Below are 25095 nucleotides of genomic sequence, written 5' to 3' on the forward strand. Positions count from 1 at the left end.
CACCGGGGCGGCCACTTAAAGTGGGCCGCACCGGCGTCGGAAACTGCTTGTTACTTACTTGTTGCGCTACTTGGCAATGGCCTGCGGCTTGATCTTGCGTGAATCAAGTACCTGGTCGATCAGGCCGTACTGCATGGCCTCGGCCGCGGTGAGGATCTTGTCCCGCTCGATGTCGTTGTTGACCTGCTCCGGCGTCCGGCCGGAGTGCTTGGCCAGCGTGTCTTCGAGCCAGGAGCGCATCCGCATGACCTCCGCGGCCTGGATCTCCAGGTCAGAAGCCTGCCCGCCCTGGCCACCGGAGAGCGAGGGCTGGTGGATCAGCACACGGGCGTTCGGCAGGGCAAGGCGCTTGCCGGGCGTGCCGGCCGCGAGCAGCACGGCGGCGGCACTGGCGGCCTGGCCGAGGCAGACGGTCTGGATCTCCGGGCGGATGTACGTCATGGTGTCGTAGATCGCCGTCATGGCGGTGAAGGAACCGCCCGGGGAGTTGATGTACAGCGTGATGTCGCGGTCCGGGTCGGTGGACTCGAGCACCAGCAGCTGCGCCATGACGTCGTCGGCGGACGCGTCGTCGACCTGGACACCGAGGAAGATGATGCGGTCCTCGAACAGCTTGGTGTACGGGTCCTGGCGCTTGAAGCCGTAGGGCGTGCGCTCTTCGAACTGCGGCAGCACGTAGCGGCTGCTCGGCAGGTTACCGGCAGTCGAACCGAAGTTGTAGTTCATGTTCATTGCTCCTGAATTCATTGCTGTCTACGTGCCGGTCAGTTCTCGGTGGCCGTGGCGTTATCGCCGTTGGCGTTGGTTCCGCCGCCGCCGGCGACAGACCCTGCGTGCGCCGCGATCTTGTCGAAGAAGCCGTATTCGAGGGCTTCCTTGGCCGTGAACCACTTGTCGCGGTCGTTGTCCTTGAGGATCGTCTCGACCGTCTGGCCTGTCTGGTCGGCCGTGAGCTCGGCCATGACCTTCTTCATGTGCAGGATGAGCTCGGCCTGGATCTTGATGTCCGAGGCCGTGCCGCCGATGCCGCCGGAGGGCTGGTGCATCAGGATGCGGGCGTTGGGGGTGGCGTAGCGCTTGCCCTTGGTGCCGGAGGAGAGCAGGAACTGCCCCATCGACGCGGCGAGGCCGGTGGCGACGGTGACGACGTCGTTCGGGATGAACTGCATGGTGTCGTAGATGGCCATGCCGGCAGTGACGGAGCCGCCCGGTGAGTTGATGTAGAGGTAGATATCCTTCTCGGGGTTCTCGGCCGAGAGCAGCAGCAGCTGCGAGCAGATCGCGTTGGCGTTCTCGTCGCGGACCTCGGAGCCGAGCCAGATGATGCGCTCTTTCAGCAGGCGGTTGTAAATGTAGTTATCCTGGGCGGCCGGATCGACAGTAGCCATCCGGGGTGCCCCTGCTTGCTGTGACATATGTACTTACCTCTCGCTGGCGACGGTGACGCCACTGGACGACATCACTGAACTTTCCTACATGGACACTAACGGTTTTCCGGGCCGCTTTGTGCTCAGGCGCGGGGCTGTTCGCTGACGGCGCACGATTGCCGGCGGGGGTTCATCGTGGGCTTAAAAAGCCGCACCCCCGGATCGTGGATCCGGGGGTGCGGGCTGGAACAGCGGGAACAGGAAGTGTTAGAACTTCACTGCTGCCGGGTCATCGTTCTTGGCCGTGGCAGCTTCCTCGGAAGCGGCTTCCTCGACGGCGGCCTCGGGTGCCTCGACCGGCGCCTCTTCGCCGCCGGGGCGGACGAAGTCGCTGAGGTCAACCTTGTTGCCCTCGGAGTCGGTGACCTCGGCCTGGCCCAGGACCACGGCGAGTGCCTTGCGGCGGCGGACCTCGGAAACCATCATCGGGACCTGGCCGCTCTGATCAATGATCTGGGCGAACTGGTTCGGGTCCATGCCGTACTGGCCGGCGGTGGTGACGATGTAGTCGATCAGCTCGTTCTGGCTGACATTGACTTCTTCCTTCTCCGCGATGGCGTCGAGGATGATCTCGTTCTGGAAGGCACGCTCGGTGTTGGCCTTGACCTCGGCGCGGTGCTCCTCGGTGTCGTGCTCGCCTTCGCCGTGGGCGTTTTCGGCGTTGAAGTGCTGCTCGAGCTGCTCTTCGACGACGGACTCCGGGACGGGAACCGCTACGAGCTCAACGAGCTTGTCGAGGACCTTGTCGCGGGCCTCGACGCCCTGCTCGACGACCTTGGACTCGGCGGCCTGCTTGGCGAGGTCCTCGCGCAGTTCGGCCAGGGTGTCGAACTCGGAGGCCAGCTGGGCGAAGTCATCGTCAGCCTCGGGAAGCTCGCGCTCCTTGACGGACTTGACGACAACCTTGACCTGCGCGGACTCGCCGGCGTGCTCGCCGCCCACGAGGGTGGTGTCGAAGATGGCGTCCTCGTCGGCGCTGAGGCCGGTGACGGCTTCGTCGAGGCCTTCGAGCATGGTGCCGGCGCCGACCTGGTAGGACAGGCCGGTGGCGGAATCAACTTCGGCGCCGTCGATAGAGGCGGTGATGTCGATCGTCAGGAAGTCCTTGTCGGCTGCCGGGCGGTCGATGGACTTCAGCGTGCCGAAGCGGCCGCGCAGTTCGTCCAGGGCCTTGTCGACGTCGGCGTCGGTGGACTCGGCCGCGGCGACCTCGACCTTGATGCCGGCGTAGTCGGGCAGTTCGATCTCGGGGCGGACGTCAACCTCGGCGTGGAACTTGAGTTCACCGTCGGTGGCGGACGGGTCCGGAACCTCGGTGATTTCGACCTCGGGACGGCTCAGCGGGCGGATGCCGGTTTCCTGCACGGCAGCCTGGTACCAGCCGTTGAGGCCGTCGTTGATGGCCGTTTCCAGCACGTAGCCGCGGCCAACGCGCTGGTCGATGAGCTTGGAGGGGACCTTGCCCTTGCGGAAGCCGGGGACCTGGATCTGCGAAGCAACAGTCTTGTATGCCTCTGCGATGCTGGGCTTCAATTCCTCAAAGGGGACCTCAACATTGAGCTTGACCCGCGTGGGGGTGAGGTTCTCGACAGCGCTCTTCACAGTCTAAGTACTCCTGGTTTTAGGGGGTGGGGTTCTGCACCGCCAAAGCCTGGCGGTACTCGCAGAGTCGGGGTGACAGGATTTGAACCTGCGACTTCCTGCTCCCAAAGCAGGTGCTCTAGCCAAGCTGAGCTACACCCCGTAAGTGCACAGAACAGTCTACGGTCATATTGTGCCGGTTTGCACATTTGACAGCGGGGCCCTGAATTGGGTTTAGTTGTATCCGGCTTCAACAGCCGCCCGGAAGTTTTGCAGGAAAGTTCCTGCGAATTCCCGGGGACGTAGCTTAATGGTAAAGCCTCAGTCTTCCAAACTGATTACGCGGGTTCGATTCCCGTCGTCCCCTCCGAAATATGACGAAAAAGCCCCTCCACGGAGGGGCTTTTTTCGTGCCCAAGCCGTCGACTGCTCCAGATCGGCCCTTTTGGCGGGTCAAAAGGGCCGTTATGGAGCAGTCGATGGGGGTACGGCTCACGGGGCCTGGCAGGCCGGGCACCAGTAAAGCTTCCGGGCGCCGAGTTCGGTCAGGGCCACCGGCGTTCCGCAGTCGCGGCAGTCCAGTCCCTGCCGCCGGTAGACGAAGTGGGACAGCTCCGGGGCGGGCAGGAGCTCCCTGGATCCGCCGTCCCCTGGCATGCCGCCGTCGGACCCGGTCCAGTAGCGCGGCGGTGTGGTGATGATGCGGCCGTCGCGGACGCCGTCGGACATCATGGCGACGGTGTCGTCCCAGAGCCGCCCGGCCGCCTCCGCGGAGAGGTCCTTCCCGGGCAGCCAGGGGTCCAGGCCCTGGCGGAACAGCAGTTCGGCGCGGTAGACATTGCCGACGCCGGCAAGAACCTTCTGGTCCATCAGCAGGGCAGCGAGCGGCGTGCGCCTGGCCCGGATCGCGGCGGCGAAGGAGTCCCGGTCGCCCTGGAGGTTCCGCAGCGGGTCCGGGCCCAGCCGCGCCAGCACGGCAGCGGCCTCCGCTTCCGTGATCGCCGCGCATGTGGTCGCGCCCCGGAGGTCAGCCCAGCCGTGGGCGCCGGCGAGCCGCACCCGGACGGCTCCGACCGGCGCGGGCGGGCCGGCGTACGCCCCGGCCGCTCCGGCAACATCCCCACCGACTGCGTCGTACTCTTCCCGCTCCCCCACCTTGCGGGGCGCTCCGATGCTGGACGCGCCCCGGAAGCGGTCATCGCCGCCGAAGTCCCAGGCGCCGTAGAGGCCGAGGTGGACGTGCAGGAACAGCCCGTGCTCAAACTCCAGGAAGAGGTGCTTCCCGTGCGCCACGGCGCCGACGAGCGTGCAGCCGTCCAGCAGCGCCGCGCCCTGGCTGAACCGGCCCTGCGGACTGGAGACAGCGAGCCGCTCCCCCGTGAAAACGTCCCCGAACTGGCGGGCCAGCCGGTGGACGGAATGCCCTTCCGGCACTAGTCGATGACCTCGCCGGTGCGCTCGTAGGTGGCGATCTTGCCGATCCGGCGGACGTGGCGTTCATCGTTGCTGAAGGGTTCGGCCAGGAACGCTTCGATGATTTCGGTGGCTTCCGCGACGCTGTGCTGGCGTCCGCCGACGGCGACAACGTTGGCGTCGTTGTGCTCACGCGCGAGCTTGGCGGTGGACAGGTTCCAGGCCAGCGCGGCGCGGGCGCCCTTGACCTTGTTGGCGGCGATCTGCTCGCCGTTGCCGGATCCGCCGAGGACGATCCCGAGGGCGTTGGCGCCGGCTTCCTGGTCCGCCACGACCGCGAGGGCCGCGTTGATGCAGAAGGACGGGTAATCATCCAGGGCGTCATAGGCCTTGGGTCCATGGTCGACCACTTCGTAGCCCTTGGCGGTGAGGTGGCTGACGAGGTGGGCGCTCAGTTCCATGCCGGCGTGGTCGGTGGCGATGTGCACGCGCGGGAAATCGGAAGGGGTCACGGCGTATCCGTTCAGTCGGGCAGCCCGGTGTGCTCACGGGGGCTGCTGGTGCGGGGTGAGGGCTGCTCCCAGCCTACTAGGGCACGGGCCGGGTGGCTTGTCCGGCCGGCGTCCCGGGACTTCACGCGTCCGCGGCGCCGCCGGTCCGGCGGGCCCGTGCCGCCACGCGCGAGATCACCTGCGCGACATTGTCCGCCGTCGTGGCGCTGCCGCCACTGACGGTCAGGGTCCGCCCGTCCGAGCGGTCGACGACGACGGCGGGTCCGCTGCTGACCAGCAGGGCCTTCGCCGGGCCGTGGCTCCGGTAGCCCCAGCCGCCATAGTCGGCGGCCCTGACTTCCTTCGGCGTCGCCGCCTTGATGGCCGCGGCCGGCACGTCCATGACCCGGACGAACCCTGCGGCGAAGACCCGCAGGCCGCTGCGGTCCACCCGGATGCGGGCGAACAGGCACGCAGCGGCCAGCAGGGCCAGAGCGACCAGGAGGGCAGCCAGCCAGGGCACGGCGATCGTGAGGAGGGCGGCGGGAAGCAGGGTGGCGATCCCGAGCATCACGAAGACCGAGCTGCGGGCGTGGACCCACAGGCTCACGGAATCACGGGCCAGGTCAGGATCCAGCTCGCGGGCCAGGGCCTCCTCCATGGCACGGTCATCGTCCGTGGACCAGCGCTCGTCGGCTTTGAAGACGAAGCCCATGACGACCCCCAGGCCCAGGGCCGCGCCGCTGCCCATGGCGAGCACGGCGACGTCCACCTGCGACTGGCCGGCGTCCTCCAGTCCGAGCTGGCCGACCAGCACCGCGGCGAGGACCGTGGCGATGAAGAGGCTCACGAACAGCCCGGTACCCATCATGATCCGGCGCATGATGGCCGGACGTGAGAGCGGCACGGCCTGCACCAGCACGGCCCAGCCGATCAGCACGAGCATGGCCGCGCCGACCCCCACGACGGCGCCGAACGGCGCGAAGTCGACGGCGGCTCCCCCGGCCCAGCGGACCGCCAGCGGCTCAGGCAGATCGGGTCGGATCAGGAAAGCACACACCACAAATCCCGCTGCGAGCATCAGGGGGAACCCCACGGCGAAGCGCAGCGCCCTCGCGTCGACGGAGTCTCGAAGCTTTCCCATACCCCAACGCTACTCTGGGATCCTGCACCGGGCGGCCCGGCGTCCGGTACCTTGGTGTGACCCAGGCAACTTGCCAAGCTCCGCAGAAGTGAAAGAATAATTTCACAGTATCGAGTTTCCACCCTAAGCATCCTTGGAGGCCCCCCTTTGCCCGGAATGAACCTCACGCGCGCCGAAGCACGCGAGCGCGCCGAACTGATCGCCGTCGACTCCTACGAGGTCGAACTCGACCTGACCCGCGGAGAGAAGGTCTTCGGCACCACCACCGCCGTGAAGTTCACGGCCCGGCCGGGGTCCTCGACCTTCATCGACGCCGTCACCGACGCCGTGCAGAGCGTGACCCTGAACGGCGTCGAACTTGACCCGGCGGAGGTGTCCGACGGCGTCCGCATCCAACTGCCGGACCTCGACGCGGACAACGAGCTGCTGGTCGTCGCCGAAGCCCCGTACATGAACACCGGCGAAGGACTGCACCGCTTTGTGGACCCCGTGGACCATGAGGTCTACCTCTACACGCAGTTCGAGGTCCCGGACTCCCGGCGGATGTTCGCCGTGTTTGAACAGCCCGACCTCAAGGCCAGCTTCACGTTCACGGTCACTGCGCCGTCGCACTGGGACGTCATCTCCAACTCCCCCACCCCGGTGCCGGTCGAGACCATACCGGGCACCGACGGCGGCGCCCGCTCCGTCTGGGAATTCAGTCCCACACCGCGCCTCTCGTCCTACGTCACGGCCCTGATCGCCGGGCCGTACCAGTCCGTCCGCAGCGAAGTGGTCTCCGCCGACGGGAAGGTCACCCCGCTCGGCGTCTTCGCCCGCAAATCGCTGATGCAGTACCTGGACGCGGACAACATCTTCGAACTCACCCGCCAGGGCTTCGAGTTCTTCGAGGCCCAGTTCGGCTGCCCGTACCCGTTCGAGAAGTACGACCAGCTCTTCGTCCCCGAGTTCAACGCCGGGGCCATGGAAAACGCGGGGGCCGTGACCATCCTGGAAGGCTACGTCTTCCGCAGCAAGGTCACCGACGCCCAGGTGGAGCGCCGCGCCATCACCGTGCTGCACGAGCTCGCCCACATGTGGTTCGGGGACCTCGTAACGATGCGCTGGTGGAACGACCTCTGGCTCAACGAGTCCTTCGCCGAGTACATGTCCCACCTGGCCGCCGTGGAAAACACCGCCTTCGACCACGCCTGGACCACGTTCGCCTCCGTGGAGAAGTCCTGGGCCTACCGCCAGGACCAGCTGCCCACCACGCACCCGATCTTCGCCGAGATCAACGACCTGGAGGACGTCGAGGTGAACTTCGACGGCATCACCTACGCCAAGGGCGCCTCCGTGCTCCGCCAGCTCGTCGCGTGGGTGGGTCCGGAGGAGTTTATGTCCGGTGTCCGCGAGTACTTCCGCAAGCACGCCTGGCAGAACACCGAGCTCAGCGACCTGATGGCCGAACTCGAAAAGGCCAGCGGCCGCGACCTGGACGAGTGGGGCCGGCTCTGGCTGGAGACCGCCGGCGTCAACACGCTCAAGCCCGAGCTGTCCGTGGGCGGGGACGGAAAAATCGCCTCCTTCGCGATCCTGCAGTCCGCCACCGAGGGCCAGCCCACCCTCCGCCCGCACCGGCTCGCCGTGGGTTTCTACAACCTCAACGGGTCCGGGAAGCTGGAGCGCGTCCACCGCGAGGAACTCGACGTCGACGGCGGGCGCACCGACGTGCCGTCGCTCGCCGGACTCGCGCAGCCGGACCTGATCCTGCTCAACGACGACGACCTCGCCTACGCCAAGGTCCGCCTCGACCCGGCGTCGCTGGCCACCGCCACCGCGCACCTGAAGGACTTCAGCCAGAGCCTGCCGCGCACCCTCGTGTGGGGCTCGGCCTGGGACGCGGCCCGCGACGGCGAAACCCCCGCCCGCGGCTATGTGGAACTGATCCTGGCCAACATCGCCGAAGAATCCGATTCCTCCGTGATCCTGGTCCAGCTGCGCCAGCTGGCCACCACCCTGAACTTCTACGTGGCCGCGGAACACAAGGAAGCCACCGCGGTTGCCGCCGCCGACCGCCTCTGGGAGCTCGCCTCAGGCGTCCCGGCCGGCTCCGACGCGCAGCTGCAGTTCGTCAAGTCCTACGCCCTGCTGGCCCGCAGCGCAGCCCAGCTGGACACCGTGTCCGGCCTGCTGGAGGGCAGCCTGACCCTCGAGGGCCTGGCCGTGGACCAGGACCTGCGGTGGGAGCTGATCACCTCCCTCGTTGCCGGCGGCCGTGCCGGGCAGGAGAAGATCGACGCCGAACTCGAGCACGACAACACCGCCACGGGGCAGAACGCGGCGGCCCTGGCGACGGCGGCGATTCCGACGCCCGAGGCCAAGGCCAAGGCCTGGGACTCGATTGTGGTCAAGGGAGAACTGTCCAACGCGCTCCAGGGTTCCGCAGTCAGCGGCTTCACCCGCGTGCTGGACACGTCCCTGCTGGAACCGTACGCCGAGAAGTACTTCGACGCCGTCCCCGGCATCGTCAAGGAGCGCACGCACGCGCTGGCGCAGCAGATCGTCGTCGGACTCTACCCGGCGCAGCTGACCACGCAGGCGACCATCGACCGGACCGATGAGTTCCTTGCCGCGCTGCCGGAGGACAGCGCGGCCCTGCGCCGGATGATGCTGGAGAACCGCGACGGCGTGGCCCGCGCCCTGCGCGCCCGCCAGGCCGACGCCGGGTAGGCGCCTGCCTCCGGAACCAAAGGAACCCCGGCGCCCCTGTGTGGCGCCGGGGTTCCTTCGTTCTAGGCTGGACCCATGAGCCTCGATGAGCACCACTACGCGCTGACAGTCCGCTGGACCGGGAACCTTGGCGAGGGGACGGCGTCGTACCGCGGCTATTCCCGGGACCACGACATCGAGATCCCGGGACTGCCCGTGCTGCGGGGTTCGGCGGACCCGACCTTCCACGGCGACCGGACCCGCTACAACCCGGAACAGCTGCTGCTGGCGGCACTGTCCCAGTGCCACATGATGTCCTTCCTGCACGTCGCCGTGAAGCACGGTGTGGTGGTGACGGCGTACGAGGACCGGGCTGAGGGACTGATGCGGACGAACCGGGACGGCAGCGGTCAGTTTGAATCGGTGACGCTCAGGCCCCGGGTGACCCTGTCGGCTCCGGCGTCGGCGGAACTCATGGAGGAACTGCACTCCGGGGCGAACAAGGTCTGCTTCATCGCCCGGAGCGTCAACTTCCCGGTGCTGCACGAACCGAGCACGGTGGTCGGGGGCCACGCGGGCTGAACGGTCCGGCCGTGCCCGCCTGTGCCCCCGGCCTAATGCCGGAGGCCCTACGGGGCCGCCCTGTACTCGGCCAGGATCCGGCGTTCCGCCTCCGGGCTCATCCCGGCCTTGCGTTCCCGGCCGAGCCCGCGGCGGCGCTCGTCCGCCAGGGTGTCGCGCAGCGTGTCCATCCAGGGCCGCGTGTACAGGCCGGCCGCCCGGGCCGCCGCACCGCTGCGCGTCGCGAAGCCCTCGTGGCCCGGCGGCAGCCACAACGGCAGCGAGTCCGGACCGGCCCAGTAGTTCGCGCCGTGTGCCGCCAGCCAGTCCTCCGGAGCGGCAACGACTTCCGCTTCGCCCTCGGCGAGCTGCCGGGATTCCTCGAGGTAGGCGGCAAAAGGCACCGGTTCACCGACCGCGTTCAGCGCCCCGGTGATTCCGCTTTGGGCGGCGGTGAGGATCCAGGCTGCGAGGTCGCGGACGTCGATGATCTGGGTGGCGTCCGTGGGGATGTCCGGGACCAGGACCGGATCGGCGTCCCGGGCGAAGCGGGCCGGCCAGTACCCGTAGCGGTCCGAGCCGTCACCCGGACCGCCGATGAGCCCGGCCCGGCATAGATGTGCCCTGTCTCCGGCGAGCTCCGTGGTCCAGCGCTCGATCGCCGCCTTTGCTTCGCCGTAGTTCCCCGCGCTGAGTTCCGTGCCGGGCGCGAGCGGCGCCAGGACTCCGGCGTCTTCGGCGGCCCCGGCCACGGAATGGTCCGCATAGACGGAGCAGCTGGAGACGAAGGTCCAGTGCCGGGCCGAGCCCGCCAGCGCCTCGAGCGCCTCCCGCGCCTGGCCGGGGTCCCGCGAAACGTCGACGACGGCGTCCCACCCGCCGCCGGGAGCAGCACCCCCGGAGGCGGCCGAATACGCGGCGGGACCCTGCGAGCGGTCCGCTCTCAGCCAGGTGGCGCCGTCGGGCGGGGCGGAAGCGGTCCCGCGCGCCAGGCAGGTGACGTCGTGGCCGTCAGCTACGGCCTGCCGGGCAATTTCTGCTGAAAGGAAGGCGGTGCCGCCGAGGACCAGGATGCGCATGGGGCCACGCTACGGCGCTAATGTTGAATGAGACCAGAGTGTTATGCGCCCGGCGAACGCCGGCCGCCCCTCAGGACGCACAGCCCGGCGCTTCCGGCCGGCAGCAGGAACCCAGCTACAAGGAGTACCCCCGCCGATGTTCAGCATGACCACGACCGAACCAATCACCCCGCCGGACATGTCGGCCGTGTCGGAGATCAACGTGGCGGGTGTCCTCATCAGCCTGGGGGTCGGCATCGCTTTGTGGCTGGCGGCGTCCTTCGTGATCTCCGTCATCACGAAGCGCATCGCCGAGGGATCCACCTTCTTCAAAAAACCATACTTCCGCTGGGCGGCGCCCGCGCTCCGGGCGCTGGAGCATGAACGCCGGGTCCAGCGGGCCCACACCATCGGAGCGCTGCTCCGGAGCGTCGTGGGCGTCCTCATCTCCGTCCTCACCAGCGTGTACGTGCTCAAGAACCTCAACGTGGACGTGGCTCCCATCCTGACCAGCGTCGGAATCCTGGGTATCGCCATCGGCTTCGGTGCCCAGCAGCTCATCCGCGACTTCCTGGCCGGCATCTTCATCACCATCGAGGACCAGTACGGCATTGGCGACATCATCGAGACCTCGGAAGTGGTGGGCACGGTGGAGGCCATGAACCTGCGGATCACGCGGGTCCGGGCGGAGGACGGCACCATCTGGTACTTGCGCAACGGCGAAATCCTGCGCGTGGGCAACCGATCCCAGGGCACCTACATCCCGCCCGTCACACCGCCGGAAGGCGAGGCGGACAGTGCTCCCCAGCAGAAAGCCGGAGAATAGAGCCATGACCCTTCCCAGCGCCGGCGAACCCCGCCAGCCCAAGCAGCTGCTGCAAAACGATCCGTTCAGCCAGCCCGGCTACACGGACAACTTCTATGACGCCGTGGGCGGCCACGAGACCTTCGTGAAGCTCATCGACGTGTTTTATGACGGCGTGGCGACTGATCCGCTGCTGCGGCCGATGTATCCGGAGCAGGATCTGGGCCCCGCGAAGCGCCGCTTCCTGATGTTCCTCGAGCAGTACTGGGGCGGCCCGACGACGTACGGCGAGGAGCGCGGGCACCCCCGGCTGAGGATGCGCCACATGCCGTTCCAGGTCACGCCTGAAGCGAAAGACCGGTGGCTGCACCACATGCGCACCGCGGTGGATTCCCTGGACCTCCCGCCCCTGTACGAGGGGACGCTCTGGGACTATATGGAACGAGCGGCCCTGTCGATGGTGAACAGTCCTTCCGGGGCCTGACGGCGGACATGGAAAGACCCCGGAGGCACTTGGGGGAACGCCTCCGGGGTCTTTCTGGATTCAACAATACCCGGCCGGGTATTTGACGGCAAGTTCCCTGCGCGGGAACGCCGCCGAAGCCTGAGAGCGCCGTAGGATACTTCGCATGCTGATAGTTCGCGGAGAATCCGCCGGGGACCGGGCCGCAGTTGCGGCGCTCAGGGCCACGTGGGCCGCGGAGCAGGAGCCGGGGCTGCAGGACGATCCCGAATTCGAGGGCGCCTATAGCGACTGGCTGGATGCCAACCCGCGCAAGTTTTTTGTGGCCGAGGTGGACGGCCAGCTGGTCGGGATGCTCAACCTGATGGTCTTCGAGCGGATGCCAAAGCCCGGGAAGGAACCGTCCCGGTGGGTCTATCTGGGCAACGTCTACGTGCTGCCGGAGTTTCGGAACGCGGGCATCGGGGCCCGGCTGGTCCGGACGGCCATCGAGTTCTCGCAAGGCATCAAGGCGGTACGGATGGTACTGTCGCCCTCTTCCGACTCCCACACCTTTTACGCCCGGCTGGGCTTCCGGCCCGCGGAAGAGCTGAGCGTGCTGCGGTTCTGACGCCGCCGCACCGAGTGCCGTTACAGCGGAAGGCCGAGTCCCGAGCCGGTCCGGGCCAGGACGTGCCCGCGGGCTCCGCTCAGGCGGAACCAGCGACCGGCCCGGTAGAGCTGCTGTTCGCCGTCGGCGAGGAAGCCAAGGGTCAGGGCCGCGAAGGCGGCGCCCAGCGGGAGCCCGCCGGCACCCGGCAGTTCCCTGCCCCAGACCGTGGCACGGGCGTTGTTGACAATCAATGCGCCGGGTTTGTCAGGGATGATGGCGGCGATCTCCGTGATGCCGGCCTCGGCCGACTGGCGCAGCGCGGAATCCTGCAAAGTGCCGACGGCCTCCCATCCGCTTCGCGGGGCGCCGACGCCGGCCCATGATTCGGTGACCGTCACGGGCGGCAGCGGCAGCTCGACGTCGTTCTCCCCGGCACGTGCGAGACGGTCCAGCACCGCCGAAATCGGGACCGTGACATCCATATCCGCCGGCCGGGCCAGGGCCATGGTCCGCAGCCCGAGGATCGTCGGCGTCGACTCCCCCAGCAGCCGCGGCCGCAGCACGCAGACGTAGGCGGCGAGCACCGGGCCGGACGCCTGGAGACGGATCGCGCCGTCGTCGATCGATTTGGCTCGGGTGGCGAAAGTGCGCAGATCGGCGAGGTCGCGGGGATCGGTGAACTGCAGGGGCTGGGTGAGGACGTCAGACACAATCTCGACTCTACCGGCTGCGCCTCTTTGGGACGGCGCCGGAGTGCCGTCTAGAGTCGAACCATGACTGAAGCCGAAGCCGGATTGCAGGGGCCGCCGACACAGGACCCCACCTCCTCACTCCTCCAATTGCTGAACCTCGGTGAGCTGGAGGGTGCCCGGACGGACGAGGACATTTTTATGGGCCCCTCCCAGCAGCAGCCCCGGCACCGCGTGTTCGGCGGCCAGGTGCTGGCGCAGTCGCTGATTGCCGGGAGCCGGACCGTTCCCGAGGGGCGCGGCGTCCATTCCATGCACGGCTATTTCCTGCGCCCGGGGGACGCCAACAAACCCATCACCTTCGGCGTCCAGCGGCTCCGGGACGGCCGCTCGTTCTCGGCGCGGCGCGTGCACGCGTACCAGGAGGGCATGCCCATCCTGTCCATGATCGCGTCGTTCCAGGACGAGGATGAGGGGATCGAGCACCAGACCGACATGCCGGCCGGCATCCCCGGGCCCGAGTCGCTGCCGAGCACCGCTGACCTCCTGGGCAAGTACGACCACCCGGTGGCCCGCCACTGGGCCTATGAGCGGCCCTTCGATATCCGGCACGTCGACCCGGCCCTGTACGTCTCGGCCAAGGGCGACAAGGAACCGCGCAACGCGGTCTGGATGAAGACATTCGGGCCGATGCCCAATGACCCGGAGCTGCACCGAGCGGCCCTGGCCTATGCCAGTGATTACACCATCCTGGAGTCCATCCTCCGCAAGCACGGGATGAGCTGGATTACCCCCGGCATGTCCGTGGCCAGCCTGGATCACGCCATGTGGTGGCACCGTCCCCTCCGCGTGGACGAGTGGCTGCTCTATGTGCAGGAGTCCCCCAGCGCCCAGGGCGCCCGCGGCTTGGCCACCGGCAAGATCTTCAGCCGCGACGGCGTGCACGTGGCCACCGTGGCGCAGGAAGGAATGATCCGGATTCCGACGGACCTCAAGAACAAGGTCAAGGGCGCTGTCCAGTCCAAGGTCCTGCAGCACCAGATGCGCAAGGCTGACCGCGGCTGATCCGCGGCGATTGGCCCGCGCAGGCCCGTGGCATGCGGAAGGCCGGCTCCCCTGGCGGGGAGCCGGCCTTCGTTTTGCGCTTGGTGCCTCGCTGGCTTAGTCGCGGGTGAGGCGGCGGTGGGTCACGCGGTGCGGCTTGGCCGCATCCGGGCCCAGGCGCTCGACCTTGTTCTCCTCGTAGGATTCGAAGTTGCCCTCGAACCAGTACCACTTGGAGGGGTTCTCCTCGTCGCCTTCGTAGGCCAGGATGTGGGTCGCCACACGGTCCAGGAACCAGCGGTCGTGCGAGACCACAACGGCGCAGCCCGGGAATTCGAGCAGGGCGTTCTCGAGGCTGCTGAGCGTCTCGACGTCGAGGTCGTTAGTCGGCTCGTCAAGGAGCAGCAGGTTGCCGCCCTGCTTGAGGGTCAGGGCCAGGTTCAGGCGGTTGCGCTCACCACCGGAGAGAACACCGGCCTTCTTCTGCTGGTCCGGGCCCTTGAAGCCGAAGGCGGCGACATAGGCGCGGGACGGCATTTCGACGTGGCCGACCTGGATATAGTCGAGGCCGTCGGAGACGACTTCCCACAGGGTCTTGTTCGGGTCAATGCCGCCGCGGCTCTGGTCCGCGTAGGAGATCTTGACGGAGTCACCGATCTTCAGCTCGCCGCCGTCGAGGGGTTCGAGCCCGACGATGGTCTTGAAGAGGGTGGTCTTGCCCACGCCGTTGGGGCCGATGACACCGACGATGCCGTTGCGCGGCAGGGTGAAGGACAGCCCGTCGATCAGGGTGCGGTCCTCGAAGCCCTTCTGCAGGTTCTTCGCCTCCAGGACGAGGCCGCCCAAACGCGGTCCCGGCGGGATCTGGATTTCTTCGAAGTCCAGCTTGCGGGTGCGGTCGGCTTCGGCAGCCATTTCCTCGTAGCGGGCCAGACGGGCCTTGGACTTGGTCTGGCGTCCCTTGGCGTTGGAGCGGACCCACTCGAGTTCCTCAGTGAGGCGCTTGGCCTGCTTGGCGTCCTTCTTGCCCTGGACTTCCAGACGGGCGCGCTTCTTCTCGAGGTACGTGGAGTAGTTGCCCTCGTACGGGTACAGGTGGCCGCGGTCCACTTCGGCGATCCACTCGGCCACGTGGTCGAGGAAGTACCGGTCGTGGGTGACGGCGAGGACGGCGCCGGGGTAGCTGGAGAGGTGCTGTTCGAGCCAGAGCACGCTCTCGGCGTCGAGGTGGTTGGTGGGCTCGTCGAGGAGCAGCAGGTCCGGCTTCTGGAGCAGGAGCTTGCAGAGGGCAACACGGCGGCGCTCACCGCCGGAGAGCAGGGTGACGTCGGCTTCGGGCGGCGGGCAACGGAGGGCGTCCATGGCCTGCTCGAGCTGGGAGTCGAGATCCCAGGCATCGGCGGCATCGATCGCTTCCTGCAGCTGGCCCATCTCCTCGAGGAGGGCATCGTAGTCAGCGTCGGGGCTGGCCATCTCCTCGGAGATCTCGTTGAAGCGCTGGATCTTGCCGAAGATCTCGCCGACGCCCTCCTGGACGTTGCCCAGGACGGTCTTGTCCTCGTTCAGCGGCGGTTCCTGCAGCAGGATCCCCACCGTGTAACCGGGGCTGAGCCGGGCCTCACCGTTTGACGGCGTGTCCAGTCCGGCCATGATCTTGAGAATGGTGGACTTACCTGCACCATTCGGGCCGACGACGCCGATCTTGGCCCCCGGGAAGAAGGACATGCTTACGTCATCGAGGATGAGTTTTTCGCCAACGGCCTTGCGGGCCTTGGTCATTGTGTAGATAAATTCCGCCATGCCTACAAATCTAGTGGTTCAACCGGGATAACTCACATTCATGCGGTCCGTGCGTAGCGCCCGTCTGAGCAGCGGACTCAGCCTGCGGTGCCGACGAGGCAGCGGCCGTCGGCGAGGACCGGGAGAACCGCGGACGAAACGTTGCCGCCGCGAAGCTGCGCAACGATGCAGTTACTCCCCGAGGCGACAGCCGCCACGACGGCGTCCGCCTCCAGGCCCGTGGGGGTCCGGCTTGCCGTGACCTCAACGCCGTCCGAGGCGAAGCCCGCGGCTATCAGGACCGAGCGGATCTCCTCGGTGCCCGGCGTCCGGCCGGTGCCGGCCAAGGTGTCGAGGGCGGCCTCAACCCGGGTTTTCGTGTCTGACGTGGCTGAGTCCACCGCCGCCGGGTCCAGGGACGCGCCGGGCGTTACATCCGCTGCGGCGCCGGATGAAGCCTCTGTCCGGGCGCCGAAGCTGGCCGGCGACGAACATCCGACCGCGGCCGTCATCATCAATGCCAACGCCAGGGCCCCGAACCGGGCACGGGCCAGCGCCGTCCTGTGGCTCAAGGTCCGGGTTCGCTTCACGCGGCAATTCTGCCACGGCACCAGCGCTGTTCAGGCGGCTGCCCCTTTCAGCTCTCCCGTCTCCTCGTCGAGTTCCTCCGCCTCCCCATTGACGTCGTTGATGAAAACAGTGCGGGATCCGGACCCGTCCCCGTCACTGTCGCTGTCGTTGCCGTGCCCCTCCTGGGCTTGGTCATCGGCGGGGCTTTCATCGCGACTGCCGTCCTGGAAGGCCGGGGACGGGGACTGCCCGGCAGCGTCCTGGGGTCCGTTGGTGGCGGTGCGGATGAAGTTGGCGGACCCCCACATGAGGTCGTGGCCGACGGAATCGGCGGCGATTTCAGCCACGTGGTAGATCCGCCCGTCGTTTTCCCAGCTCCTCATCTTGAGCCGTCCCGTGACGATGACCCGCTGGCCCTTCTTGATGCTGCAGCCGATGTTTCCCGCCAATTGCCGGTAGCCCTGGACGGTGAACCAGTTGGTGCTCCCGTCCACCCAGGCGTCCTTGGCACGGTCGTAGCGCCGGTCGGTCGAGCCCAGCCGGAACGACGCCGTCGCCACCCCGCCCGGCGTCGTCGAACTTTTGGGTTCCGTGGCGACGAAGCCGCGGACCGTGATGTTGTCACTCATTCTTATGTCCTGTCTCGAAGTGTCGTGCCCTAGCAGGCTCTTTCAGCTTCCCGCCGGGGACGGAACTGCGCGAGGGCCCGGGCGCGCCATGTGGAAAACCCTGACAGCGGACGGCCGCGGGGCACGGTAAGCTTTTTGAGGCGTCCCCCGGCAGCAGCCGGGCCGGTACGCCGGTATGCCCCAGTAGCTCAGGGGATAGAGCAGCGGCCTTCTAATCCGCCGGTCGGGGGTTCGATTCCCTCCTGGGGCACCAGGGCGCGGCTCTGGCCTGCCGGAACTTTCCGCAGGCCAGGGCCGCGGCCACAAGGTCAGGTGCGGGCGCTAGCAGCCGCGGCCGCTAGATCCACTTATTGCGCTTGAACGTCCAATACAGCGCCACGCCCATGCCGATCATCAGGCCCAGCGCCATCGGATACCCGAACACCCAGTCCAGTTCAGGCATGCTGCGGAAATTCATTCCGTAGATGGTGCCGATGAGCGTCGGCGCGAACAGGATGGCAGCCCACGAAGAGATCCGCTTGACCTGCTCGTTCTGGGCGATGCTCGACTCTGTCAGCAGCCGCATTTCATCGTTCTGCCGCTGGGCCACCAACGCCGCGTTGACGGCGAGCGCATTCTGCAGCAGGGCGCGGAAGGCGGCGATGCGTTCACTCAGCCGCAGGACATGGTCCAGGACGTCCCGGTAGTGGTCCTGCAGCTCGGGAAGTGGCTGATGATCCGGCCTTTCGCCCATCAGCGACTGCAGGATGCCAATCAGCGGAGCCGTCGCCCGCTGGAACATGATGACCTGGCGGGAGAGCTCGTAGATCCGGCGGGACACACCCGGGTCCGCGGCGAAGAGGTCGTCCTCGATCTCGTCGACGTCGTTTTCCAGGCCGGCAACAACCGGTTCGTACTCATCCACGACCTGATCCAGGATCGCGTAAAGCACGGCATCAGGACCGAGTGCCAGGAACGCAGGCTGGGACTCCATCCGGTGGCGGACCCGGGCCAGATCCGGTGATTCGGCACGGCGCACCGTCACCACGAAGTCCGCCCCGCGGAAGACATGGATCTCGCCGAACTCGACTTTCTCCAGATGATCCAGGTACCGGGCGGGGCGCAGGACCAGGAAGAGCGTTTCACCGTAGTGTTCCAGCTTGGCCCGCTGATGCCCGGCAAGTGCATCCTCCACGGCCAAGTGGTTGAGATCGAATTCCTCGGCGACGGAACGCAGCTCTTCGGCATCCGGCCGGTAGAGCCCGATCCAGGCCATGCCCTGGCGCTGGCGCAGGATGAAGTACGTCTCGTCCAGGTTCTCCGGGTCCGCGGTCCGGTATCCGTCCACGTACACTGCGTTGTCGACAATGCTCACGCCCGCGCCTCCTCCACCAGGCTTCCCTTGGCTGCGACGCTATACCGTCGTCCGTCCGGTGCCAACAGCCCCGGTTTCAATACGGCCTTCGACGCCTCCAGCATTATCGACCCGCGCTCCCCGCGGGGAACAGTGCCCCGCGTGCCTCCGCCGGCCATCAGCACGCTTAGTATTGACCAGACGGGCAGGCCACCGGGGAAAGCCCCTGCGCCCTGTCCGCAACCGAAAGGTACGGCCGCCATGACCCAGACACCCCGCGGATTTGATCCCCACGATTCCAAGGACGCCCTGAGCTCCCAGCACCCGGGGGCAGCCGACGCTCCATCCGCCGAGGAGGGCCACAACACCCGGCCCCCTTCCGACGGCACCGATCTGGTGTCCGGGGCGCCTGCTGACTCACCCTCGGCGCAGCGCGTCGAGACTCCCCGGGAAGGGGCTCCCGCCGCGGAGACTCGCCAGGTCACCCGCGCGGGAATGGTCTGGGTCGCGGTCGCGAGCGCACTGGTGGTGCTGATCCTGCTCATCGCCTTCATCCTGCAGAACCAGGAGTATGTGCAGGTGAAGTTCTTTGGTCTCCAAGGATCGGTCCCGCTCGGCATTGCGCTGTTCATTGCCGCGGTCGGCGGCGGCGTACTGGTTGCCATCGCCGGAGCCGCCCGCATCATCCAGCTCCGGCTCGCGGCGCACCGCGCACGCGTCAGCCGCCAGGCTGGCCAGGGCACACGCAGACGCTGACGCCCGCAGGCGCTAACCTCGTCCCATGAACGCAGAATCCTTGGGGCACTCCGCGATTACCACCGCCACGGCCGACTGGCCCGACGTCGAGCGCCTCTTCGGCGTCCGGGGCGAGCCGTCGCGCTGCTGGTGCCGGTTCTTCGCCTTCACCGGAGCGGAGTGGCCCGAGTCCACTCCGGAGCAGCGGAAAAGCCAGTTACGGGAAAAGTTCGACGGCGGCGCGCCGGCTCCGGGGGTGCTGGCCTTCCGCGGCGGGAATCCGGTCGGCTGGTGCGCGGTCGAGCCCCCGTAGCTGCTATCCCAGGATCCTGCGCTCGAAAGTCCTGACAGCTGCCGGCCCGGCGGTGGGCCATGACCCGGGCGGGAACAAACTGTGGTCGGTGAGTTGCTTCGTGGTCTCCCCCGGCCAGCGCCGGACCGGTGTGGCCCCCGCGTTGCTCGAAGCCGCCGTCGGGCATGCCCTCGCCCACGGCGCCGAAGTCGTGGAGGGGTACCCCGTCGATCCCGTCCAACGGCCCAAAGCCGGCCCCGCCGACCTCTATCACGGCACCCTGGGCCTTTTCCTGTCAGCCGGCTTCGAGGTGGTCAGCGAGGCGGTGCCGGGACGCGCCGTCGTCCGGCTGGCGGCGCCGCCGCCCGGCGGCAATCCTTAGGGAAGGGTCAGGATGACCGGCCCGTCCTTGGTGATGGCCACGGTGTGCTCGCTGTGGGCGGCCCGGCGGCCTTTCGCCGAGCGGAGGGTCCATTCGTCGTCGTCGTGGAAGTAGTCGTCTTTGCCGCCCTGGATCAGCATGGGCTCGATCGCGATGACCAGGCCCTCGGTCAGCTTGATGCCGCGGCCGGGCCGGCCGTCGTTGGGAACGTCCGGCTCGGCATGCATGGTCTTGCCGATCCCGTGGCCGCCGTGGTCCGCCAGCAGCCCGTAACCGGCGCGCCGTGATGCCCCGCCGATTGCGTAGCCCAGGTCCCCCATCTTGTTGCCGATCCGGGCGGCCTCGATGCCGCGGGCGAGGGCAGCCTCCGTGGCGTCGACCAGGGCCTGGTCCACGGGGTCGGCCGTGCCCACGATGAAGCTGATCGCCGCGTCCCCGCACCATCCCTCGAGGAACGCGCCGCAGTCCACGCTGAGCAGATCGCCGTCGTGGAGCCGGTAGTCGTTGGGGATGCCATGCACTACGGCATCGTTGACGGACGTGCAGATCACGCCGGGGAACGGCACCGAAGCCCACCGCGGCTTGTAGCCCAGGAAGGCAGGCGTAGCCCCGGCAGCGGAGATCGTCGCGGCGGCCACCTCGTCCAGTTCCTTCAGGGACACCCCGACGGCGGCGGCCTCCCGGACGCGTTCCAGCGTATTGGCCACCACCCTGCCGGCTTCGCGCATCAGGGCAATCTCGGCGGGGGTCTTGATCATCGACATGCCTCCAACTCTAGGGCCCGCAGAAGCATGGCTAAAGTTGCCCCATGGCCCACGCTGAACTGATGTCCGCGATCCGATCCAGGCTGCTGCAGGCCGCCGACCCGGCCCGGGCGGCAGGCGCCCAGGCCTACATGAAGTCCGAGATGCCCTCGCTGGGGGTCCGGGTTCCCGAGGTCCGGCGGATCGTCAAAGCCGCCGCCCGGGAACTGCCACCCGGTTCCCTGCAGGAACTGCAGTCGACCGTCCTGGAGTTGTGGCGGGGCGCACGCTGGCGGGAGGAACGCTACGCGGCCATCGATCTGACGGGCCTGAGGCTGGCCGCGGGTGAGCTGAGCATGCTCCCGCTCTACGAGGAAATCATCCGCACCGGCGCCTGGTGGGATCTGGTGGACGGGGTCTCGCACCGGCTCTGCGGGCTGCTGCAGACCCACCGGGAGGACATGTCCCCCACGCTCATCCGCTGGAGCACGGACGCGGACTTCTGGATCCGGCGGGCGGCGATCACCGCACAGCTGGGCGCCAAGTCCGCGACGGACCCTGCCCTGCTCGCCGCGGTCATCGAGCCCAACCTGGCCGACCCGGAGTTCTTTATCAGGAAGGCGATCGGCTGGGCGCTGCGGGACTACGCCGCCACGGACCCGGACTGGGTCCTGGACTTCGCGGCACGGCACGGCGAAGCCCTGAGCCCGCTCTCCCGCCGGGAAGCCCTGCGGAAAATCAGATAACCGGGCGGGTGGTGACCGGTTCCTCGGACTTGCTGAAGAGCATCTTGGTCTTGGGGTCGAGGAAGATCAGGTACAGGGCGAAGAGCAGGGCAATGATCGCGGCGGCGTTGCGGGCCAGGGCCAGCGCCAGGCCGAGATCCGCGGTCTGCAGGTAGGGGAACACTTCCAGCTGGTCCGAGATCGCGTACACCATAAAGAACGACACGATGAAGTACAGGGCCTTGACCTGCCAGTCATCACGGATGCCGGTGACAGCGAAAAGCGGGATGAGCCAGACGACGTACCAGGACTGGATCATCGGGGCCAGGACGACGACGGCGGCGAACGCCAGCGTGAGCCGGCGGATCAGGCGGTCATAGTCGCCGCGGAAGATCTGCCAGGCGATGATGCCGAGCGCCAGCAGCTTTCCGGCGTCGTACACCCACTTGGCCAGCCCCCAGCCGTCAAGGCCGAAGGCGTTGAAGATGGACGCGACCACCAGGCCCAGCAGTCCCACCGGGGCGTACCAGATCCAGATGCTGCCCGGGGCGGAGAGCCCGCCGATCCAGCCGAAACCGAAACCGTTGACCATGCTCATGGCGTACAGCAGGGCCAGGCTGATGCCGGCGGTGAGCCCCCAGAAAACGAACTTCCGCGGCCAGCTGGCACCTTTTCCTGCCCAGAGCAGGCCAATGAACGGCAGGAAGACGATCGTGATGGGTTTGACCGAGATGGACAGTGTTACCAGGACCAGGCCGAGGATGACCCGCCGGGTGGCGCAGTAGTAGATCCCGGCCAGGGCCAGGCCGATCATCAGCGCGTCGTTGTGGACGCTGGCGATGAAGTTGGTGAGGAAGAGCGGGTTGGCTGCCGTCAGCCACAGGGCGCGGTGCGGGTTTACGCCGTGCAGTTCGGCGAGCTTTGGCACGTAGATGATGCACAGCACGATCCCGACCAGCGCGGCGAGCCGGAACAGCATGATGCTGGCTTCCGGGTGCACGTTGGTGGACCAGACCACGAACTGCTCGATCCAGAGGAACAGCTGGCCGTAGGGCACGGGCGCCTCGGTCCACATCTTGTCGGCCCCGAGCTGGAAGTAGTTCGACAGCGCGGAGATGCCGTTTTCGTACGGGTTGAAGCCTTCCACCATCAGCCGGCCCTGCCCGATGTAGGCGTAGACATCACGGCTGAACAGCGGCACCGAGAACATCAGGGGCAGCCCCCACAGGACAACCGCCTGCAGGGTTGCCTTGCGGGCCTCCGCTCCCCAGACCCGCACTCGCTGGCCGAGCCTGAGCCAGGCGCGGACGAGCAGCATACCGCCGACGGCCAGCAGCACAATGCACAGGCCGACGCCGAAGGCTTCCGTGCGCAGCCAGATGAACAACGGAACGCGGCGGAGCTCCGAGGCCGGCGCCAACCAGCCGACGCCGAGCGAACCGATCGCCATAAAGAGCGAACCGACGAATCCCGCCAGAAGCGGTGAACGGGCATTGTCCACGTCAGCAACGGCTGCTGCCGGGGACGTGCCGGCAGCCGTTTTTCCCGCCGCAGGCACAGGCGCCGTCATCTCAGGATCGTCCAATCTGTTGTGGGGCTCTACTCCACCCTCAGCCGGCCGTGAGAACCGGCCCGGGGCTCGCCGCGGTGACGAAAAGTTTCGCCGCCCGCGTATCCAAAATCCTAGCATCGGACCGCCCGGCGGCGACGAAACGGTAGGCTGGGCGCGTGCCTATATCTAATGAACGCATCGTCTGGATCGACTGCGAAATGACCGGCCTGGATACCGTGAACGACGCCCTCATCGAGGTGGCCGCACTGGTGACGGATTCGGAGCTCAATATCCTCGGTGACGGCGTCGACGTCGTCATCAAGCCCGATGACGCCGCCCTGGCCCAGATGAACGACTTCGTCCGCGATATGCACACCCGCTCCGGGCTGCTCGCGGAGCTCCCCCATGGCAAGACGATGGCCGAGGCCCAGGCCATCGTCCTGGACTACATCAAGAAGTGGGTGCCGGACCCCAAGAAGGCCCCGCTGGGCGGCAACTCGGTGGGCACCGACCGGGTCTTCCTGGTCCGCGACATGCCGGAACTCGTGGAGCACCTGCACTACCGCGTCATCGACGTGAGCACCATCAAGGAGCTCTCCCGGCGCTGGTACGCGCGGGCCTACTTCCAGTCCCCCGCCAAGCTCGGCGGCCACCGGGCCCTCGGCGACATCCAGGATTCCATCGACGAACTGCGTTACTACCGCGAGGCCGTTTTCGTCCCGGCGCCCGGACCGGACAGCGCCACGGCCCAGCGGATTGCCAGGCGGGTCATGGGCACAGCCGAGGAACCGGCGCCCGTCGAGGCCCCTTCCGGCACGCCGGCGAACTAGCCCCGGGCCGGTCTTCGGCTAGTAATCTGCGCCACGTTTGAGGAAAATTTCGGTGAAAACCGAAGAAAGTGGCAAAAGCACCCCCGAAGAGCAGGTAAGCTATTTGTCGTTGCCTTTTCAGCCAGCCGGTTCACCGGAGGGCATGGCGGGGCACATGGTGGGCGTAGCTCAGTTGGCAGAGCGCCTGGTTGTGGTCCAGGAGGTCGCGGGTTCAACCCCCGTCGCTCACCCTCATGAAGGACGGCAGTGATTGTCCGACCTTAGACGAAGGCCGTACCGGATATCCGGTGCGGCCTTTGTTGTCTGTGCAGTTGTCCTTGCCAGGAACCGTGAACGGAAGGAAAAGCAATGAAGCGCAAGCTTTTTGAAGAAGACCACGAGATGTTCCGTGCGATGGCTGCCGAGTTCGACACACGTGCCGTGGCACCGCACTACGCCCAGTGGGACGAGGACCACATGATGTCCCGGGAGCTGTGGACGGCGGCCGGCGAGCAGGGCCTGCTGGGTCTGGCCGTCCCGGAGGAGTTCGGCGGCATGGGCATGGACGACTACCGCTTCCGCGCCGTGATCGACGAGGAATTCGCCAAGAGCAACCACCTGGCCGTGGGACTGGCCTTCCATCTCCACGATGACCTGGTCCTCCCCCACCTGCTGGCTTACGGCTCCGACGAGCTGAAGAGCCGGTGGCTCCCGGGCATGGTCTCCGGCGAGAAGGTCACGTCGATCGCCTGGACCGAGCCCGGCGCCGGTTCGGACCTCCGCGGCATCCGCACCAAGGCCGTCCGCGACGGCGACGACTGGCTGATCAGCGGCCAGAAGACCTTTATCGGCAACGGGATCTCCGGCGACGCCTCCCTGGTCCTGGCCCGTACCGACGGCAGCTCCGGCCGCGGGAACCACGACTCCTTCTCGCTGTTCATGGTCAACAAGGGCGAGGGCTACAACACCGGCAAGCAGCTGGACAAGATGGGCCTCAAGGCGTCGGATACCGCTGAACTGTTCTTCGACAATGTCCGGGTTCCGCACGCGGACCTCGTCGGCGAGGTGGGCAAGGGCCTGCAGTACGCTGCCGCGCAGCTCCCCCAGGGCCGGCTCGCGATCGCGGTGGCCAGCTCCGCCGTCGTCCGCGCTACTTACGAGGCGACCGTCCGCTACACGAAGGACCGTAACGCCTTCGGTGAGCGGATCATCGACTTCCAGAACAGCCGGTTCGAACTGGCCGACATCCTCACCGAGGTCGAGGTCACCGAAAGCTACGTGGACCAGGCGATCCTGGCCTTCAACGCTGGCGAGCTCGACGCCGCCTCCGCCGCCCGCGCGAAGCTGTGGGCCTCCGAGCGCGCCAAGTCCGTCACCGACCGCTGCCTCCAGCTGCACGGCGGCTACGGCTACATCCTGGAATACCCCGTGGCGCAGGCCTACCTCGCCGCCCGGCTGCTGACAATCTTCGGCGGCACCAACGAGATCATGCGCGACGTCATCGGCCGCACCATCGCCGACTGATCCGCGCGTTTTCCCGGCACCGCACAGCACTGAACAGCCCAGCACAGCACCTGAGGAACTTCT

Annotated in this window: 26 protein-coding genes and 4 tRNA genes; 15 read left to right on the forward strand and 15 right to left on the reverse strand. The window is 67.3% G+C overall.

What is annotated here, in order from left to right; all coding sequences use genetic code 11:
* Positions 1–66: 66 nt before the first annotated feature.
* From LDO13_RS10695 to LDO13_RS10710, 4 genes are all read right to left on the reverse strand, one after another.
* Positions 67–726: an ATP-dependent Clp protease proteolytic subunit gene (locus LDO13_RS10695; protein WP_056430069.1), complete on the reverse strand. Its 660-nt coding sequence runs from the start codon at positions 724–726 to the stop codon at positions 67–69.
* Between the two features lie 38 nt (positions 727–764).
* A complete protein-coding gene (locus tag LDO13_RS10700; RefSeq protein ID WP_224046738.1) occupies positions 765–1388 on the reverse strand; it encodes an ATP-dependent Clp protease proteolytic subunit in 624 nt (207 codons plus the stop codon).
* A gap of 246 nt (positions 1389–1634) precedes the next feature.
* Entirely contained in the window at positions 1635–3029 is a 1395-nt protein-coding gene (gene tig, locus LDO13_RS10705; protein ID WP_224046739.1) for a trigger factor, read from the reverse strand.
* 67 nt (positions 3030–3096) lie between these two features.
* A tRNA-Pro gene (locus LDO13_RS10710) sits at positions 3097–3171 on the reverse strand.
* A 133-nt stretch (positions 3172–3304) separates the two neighbouring features.
* Here LDO13_RS10710 and LDO13_RS10715 point away from each other — a divergent pair.
* A tRNA-Gly gene (locus tag LDO13_RS10715) sits at positions 3305–3375 on the forward strand.
* 125 nt (positions 3376–3500) lie between these two features.
* On the opposite strand, the gene LDO13_RS10720 is transcribed toward LDO13_RS10715, so the two are convergent.
* The 3 genes from LDO13_RS10720 to LDO13_RS10730 all read right to left on the reverse strand — a co-directional run bounded on the left by LDO13_RS10720 (position 3501) and on the right by LDO13_RS10730 (position 6056).
* Positions 3501–4442 (reverse strand): DNA-formamidopyrimidine glycosylase family protein, encoded by a 942-nt coding sequence (locus LDO13_RS10720; protein ID WP_224046740.1) that lies wholly within the window; start codon positions 4440–4442, stop codon positions 3501–3503.
* Complete coding sequence (locus LDO13_RS10725) at positions 4442–4882, reverse strand: ribose-5-phosphate isomerase (protein WP_263422168.1); 441 nt, start codon at positions 4880–4882, stop codon at positions 4442–4444. Before LDO13_RS10725 ends, LDO13_RS10720 begins: the two co-directional genes overlap by 1 nt.
* A 172-nt stretch (positions 4883–5054) precedes the next feature.
* Entirely contained in the window at positions 5055–6056 is a 1002-nt protein-coding gene (locus tag LDO13_RS10730) for a hypothetical protein (protein WP_224046742.1), read from the reverse strand.
* Positions 6057–6212: 156 nt separating this feature from the next.
* Here LDO13_RS10730 and pepN point away from each other — a divergent pair, with 156 nt between their 5' ends.
* Positions 6213–8768 (forward strand): aminopeptidase N, encoded by a 2556-nt coding sequence (gene pepN, locus LDO13_RS10735; protein WP_224049759.1) that lies wholly within the window; start codon positions 6213–6215, stop codon positions 8766–8768.
* A 75-nt stretch (positions 8769–8843) separates the two neighbouring features.
* Entirely contained in the window at positions 8844–9329 is a 486-nt protein-coding gene (locus LDO13_RS10740; protein ID WP_224046743.1) for an OsmC family protein, read from the forward strand.
* 47 nt (positions 9330–9376) lie between these two features.
* Here LDO13_RS10740 and LDO13_RS10745 read toward each other — a convergent pair whose 3' ends face one another.
* Entirely contained in the window at positions 9377–10387 is a 1011-nt protein-coding gene (locus LDO13_RS10745; protein WP_224046744.1) for an epimerase, read from the reverse strand.
* A gap of 136 nt (positions 10388–10523) precedes the next feature.
* Here LDO13_RS10745 and LDO13_RS10750 point away from each other — a divergent pair, with 136 nt between their 5' ends.
* From LDO13_RS10750 to LDO13_RS10760, 3 genes are all read left to right on the forward strand, one after another.
* A complete protein-coding gene (locus LDO13_RS10750) occupies positions 10524–11192 on the forward strand; it encodes a mechanosensitive ion channel domain-containing protein (RefSeq protein WP_224046745.1) in 669 nt (222 codons plus the stop codon).
* A 4-nt stretch (positions 11193–11196) separates the two neighbouring features.
* Entirely contained in the window at positions 11197–11655 is a 459-nt protein-coding gene (locus LDO13_RS10755) for a globin (protein ID WP_224046746.1), read from the forward strand.
* Positions 11656–11800: 145 nt separating this feature from the next.
* Entirely contained in the window at positions 11801–12244 is a 444-nt protein-coding gene (locus LDO13_RS10760; protein ID WP_224046747.1) for a GNAT family N-acetyltransferase, read from the forward strand.
* 20 nt (positions 12245–12264) lie between these two features.
* Here LDO13_RS10760 and LDO13_RS10765 read toward each other — a convergent pair whose 3' ends face one another.
* Positions 12265–12936, reverse strand: a complete 672-nt coding sequence (locus tag LDO13_RS10765) for a hypothetical protein (protein ID WP_224046748.1) — start codon at positions 12934–12936, stop codon at positions 12265–12267.
* A 63-nt stretch (positions 12937–12999) separates the two neighbouring features.
* Between LDO13_RS10765 and LDO13_RS10770 the strand changes: the two genes are divergently transcribed.
* Positions 13000–13980, forward strand: a complete 981-nt coding sequence (locus LDO13_RS10770; RefSeq protein WP_224046749.1) for an acyl-CoA thioesterase II — start codon at positions 13000–13002, stop codon at positions 13978–13980.
* 96 nt (positions 13981–14076) lie between these two features.
* Here LDO13_RS10770 and ettA read toward each other — a convergent pair whose 3' ends face one another.
* From ettA to ssb, 3 genes are all read right to left on the reverse strand, one after another.
* Complete coding sequence (gene ettA, locus LDO13_RS10775) at positions 14077–15759, reverse strand: energy-dependent translational throttle protein EttA (protein WP_224046750.1); 1683 nt, start codon at positions 15757–15759, stop codon at positions 14077–14079.
* A 77-nt stretch (positions 15760–15836) separates the two neighbouring features.
* On the reverse strand, positions 15837–16328 hold the full coding sequence (locus LDO13_RS10780; RefSeq protein ID WP_224046751.1) for a hypothetical protein: 492 nt from the start codon (positions 16326–16328) through the stop codon (positions 15837–15839).
* A gap of 30 nt (positions 16329–16358) precedes the next feature.
* The gene (gene ssb / locus LDO13_RS10785) at positions 16359–16937 is read right to left on the reverse strand and encodes a single-stranded DNA-binding protein (protein WP_224046752.1); all 579 of its coding nucleotides are present in this window, start codon (positions 16935–16937) and stop codon (positions 16359–16361) included.
* 177 nt (positions 16938–17114) lie between these two features.
* Here ssb and LDO13_RS10790 point away from each other — a divergent pair.
* A tRNA-Arg gene (locus tag LDO13_RS10790) sits at positions 17115–17190 on the forward strand.
* An 84-nt stretch (positions 17191–17274) separates the two neighbouring features.
* Here LDO13_RS10790 and LDO13_RS10795 read toward each other — a convergent pair.
* A complete protein-coding gene (locus LDO13_RS10795; RefSeq protein WP_224046753.1) occupies positions 17275–18291 on the reverse strand; it encodes a magnesium and cobalt transport protein CorA in 1017 nt (338 codons plus the stop codon).
* Between the two features lie 240 nt (positions 18292–18531).
* On the opposite strand from LDO13_RS10795, the gene LDO13_RS10800 reads away from it, so the two are divergent.
* From LDO13_RS10800 to LDO13_RS10810, 3 genes are all read left to right on the forward strand, one after another.
* On the forward strand, positions 18532–19026 hold the full coding sequence (locus LDO13_RS10800; RefSeq protein ID WP_224046754.1) for a lipopolysaccharide assembly protein LapA domain-containing protein: 495 nt from the start codon (positions 18532–18534) through the stop codon (positions 19024–19026).
* Positions 19027–19051: 25 nt separating this feature from the next.
* Positions 19052–19318: a hypothetical protein gene (locus tag LDO13_RS10805; RefSeq protein WP_224046755.1), complete on the forward strand. Its 267-nt coding sequence runs from the start codon at positions 19052–19054 to the stop codon at positions 19316–19318.
* Positions 19319–19406: 88 nt separating this feature from the next.
* Positions 19407–19679: a GNAT family N-acetyltransferase gene (locus LDO13_RS10810; RefSeq protein WP_224046756.1), complete on the forward strand. Its 273-nt coding sequence runs from the start codon at positions 19407–19409 to the stop codon at positions 19677–19679.
* Here the strand turns inward: LDO13_RS10810 and map are convergent.
* On the reverse strand, positions 19676–20443 hold the full coding sequence (map, locus tag LDO13_RS10815) for a type I methionyl aminopeptidase (protein WP_224046757.1): 768 nt from the start codon (positions 20441–20443) through the stop codon (positions 19676–19678). The genes LDO13_RS10810 and map overlap by 4 nt on opposite strands.
* A gap of 44 nt (positions 20444–20487) precedes the next feature.
* Between map and LDO13_RS10820 the strand changes: the two genes are divergently transcribed.
* Positions 20488–21168, forward strand: a complete 681-nt coding sequence (locus LDO13_RS10820; RefSeq protein ID WP_224046758.1) for a DNA alkylation repair protein — start codon at positions 20488–20490, stop codon at positions 21166–21168.
* Here the strand turns inward: LDO13_RS10820 and mptB are convergent.
* Positions 21161–22717 carry a polyprenol phosphomannose-dependent alpha 1,6 mannosyltransferase MptB gene (gene mptB, locus LDO13_RS10825; RefSeq protein ID WP_224046759.1) on the reverse strand — a complete coding sequence of 519 codons (1557 nt, stop codon included), beginning with the start codon at positions 22715–22717 and terminating at the stop codon, positions 21161–21163. The two genes, LDO13_RS10820 and mptB, sit on opposite strands and share 8 nt — an antisense overlap.
* A 200-nt stretch (positions 22718–22917) precedes the next feature.
* Between mptB and orn the strand changes: the two genes are divergently transcribed.
* The 3 genes from orn (at position 22918) to LDO13_RS10840 (ending at position 25032) form a co-directional block, all read left to right on the forward strand.
* Positions 22918–23529, forward strand: a complete 612-nt coding sequence (orn, locus tag LDO13_RS10830; protein WP_263422169.1) for an oligoribonuclease — start codon at positions 22918–22920, stop codon at positions 23527–23529.
* A 157-nt stretch (positions 23530–23686) separates the two neighbouring features.
* A tRNA-His gene (locus LDO13_RS10835) sits at positions 23687–23759 on the forward strand.
* A 118-nt stretch (positions 23760–23877) separates the two neighbouring features.
* Positions 23878–25032, forward strand: a complete 1155-nt coding sequence (locus LDO13_RS10840; RefSeq protein ID WP_224046761.1) for an acyl-CoA dehydrogenase family protein — start codon at positions 23878–23880, stop codon at positions 25030–25032.
* Positions 25033–25095 lie beyond the last annotated feature (63 nt).

Origin of the sequence: Arthrobacter sp. NicSoilB4, assembly GCF_019977335.1 — a bacterium.
Taxonomy (GTDB): domain Bacteria; phylum Actinomycetota; class Actinomycetes; order Actinomycetales; family Micrococcaceae; genus Arthrobacter.

What these genes read in the sequence shown, in the direction of transcription:
- LDO13_RS10695 (WP_056430069.1), bottom strand. Translation starts at nt 726, where the DNA reads ATGAACTACAACTTCGGTTCGACTGCCGGTAACCTGCCGAGCAGCCGC.
- LDO13_RS10700 (WP_224046738.1), bottom strand. Translation starts at nt 1,388, where the DNA reads ATGGCTACTGTCGATCCGGCCGCCCAGGATAACTACATTTACAACCGC.
- LDO13_RS10725 (WP_263422168.1), bottom strand. Translation starts at nt 4,882, where the DNA reads ATGGAACTGAGCGCCCACCTCGTCAGCCACCTCACCGCCAAGGGCTAC.
- LDO13_RS10730 (WP_224046742.1), bottom strand. Translation starts at nt 6,056, where the DNA reads ATGGGAAAGCTTCGAGACTCCGTCGACGCGAGGGCGCTGCGCTTCGCC.
- pepN (WP_224049759.1), top strand. Translation starts at nt 6,213, where the DNA reads ATGAACCTCACGCGCGCCGAAGCACGCGAGCGCGCCGAACTGATCGCC.
- LDO13_RS10740 (WP_224046743.1), top strand. Translation starts at nt 8,844, where the DNA reads ATGAGCCTCGATGAGCACCACTACGCGCTGACAGTCCGCTGGACCGGG.
- LDO13_RS10745 (WP_224046744.1), bottom strand. Translation starts at nt 10,387, where the DNA reads ATGCGCATCCTGGTCCTCGGCGGCACCGCCTTCCTTTCAGCAGAAATT.
- LDO13_RS10750 (WP_224046745.1), top strand. Translation starts at nt 10,524, where the DNA reads ATGTTCAGCATGACCACGACCGAACCAATCACCCCGCCGGACATGTCG.
- LDO13_RS10755 (WP_224046746.1), top strand. Translation starts at nt 11,197, where the DNA reads ATGACCCTTCCCAGCGCCGGCGAACCCCGCCAGCCCAAGCAGCTGCTG.
- LDO13_RS10760 (WP_224046747.1), top strand. Translation starts at nt 11,801, where the DNA reads ATGCTGATAGTTCGCGGAGAATCCGCCGGGGACCGGGCCGCAGTTGCG.
- LDO13_RS10770 (WP_224046749.1), top strand. Translation starts at nt 13,000, where the DNA reads ATGACTGAAGCCGAAGCCGGATTGCAGGGGCCGCCGACACAGGACCCC.
- ettA (WP_224046750.1), bottom strand. Translation starts at nt 15,759, where the DNA reads ATGGCGGAATTTATCTACACAATGACCAAGGCCCGCAAGGCCGTTGGC.
- ssb (WP_224046752.1), bottom strand. Translation starts at nt 16,937, where the DNA reads ATGAGTGACAACATCACGGTCCGCGGCTTCGTCGCCACGGAACCCAAA.
- LDO13_RS10800 (WP_224046754.1), top strand. Translation starts at nt 18,532, where the DNA reads ATGACCCAGACACCCCGCGGATTTGATCCCCACGATTCCAAGGACGCC.
- LDO13_RS10805 (WP_224046755.1), top strand. Translation starts at nt 19,052, where the DNA reads ATGAACGCAGAATCCTTGGGGCACTCCGCGATTACCACCGCCACGGCC.
- map (WP_224046757.1), bottom strand. Translation starts at nt 20,443, where the DNA reads ATGTCGATGATCAAGACCCCCGCCGAGATTGCCCTGATGCGCGAAGCC.
- LDO13_RS10820 (WP_224046758.1), top strand. Translation starts at nt 20,488, where the DNA reads ATGGCCCACGCTGAACTGATGTCCGCGATCCGATCCAGGCTGCTGCAG.
- mptB (WP_224046759.1), bottom strand. Translation starts at nt 22,717, where the DNA reads ATGACGGCGCCTGTGCCTGCGGCGGGAAAAACGGCTGCCGGCACGTCC.
- orn (WP_263422169.1), top strand. Translation starts at nt 22,918, where the DNA reads ATGACCGGCCTGGATACCGTGAACGACGCCCTCATCGAGGTGGCCGCA.
- LDO13_RS10840 (WP_224046761.1), top strand. Translation starts at nt 23,878, where the DNA reads ATGAAGCGCAAGCTTTTTGAAGAAGACCACGAGATGTTCCGTGCGATG.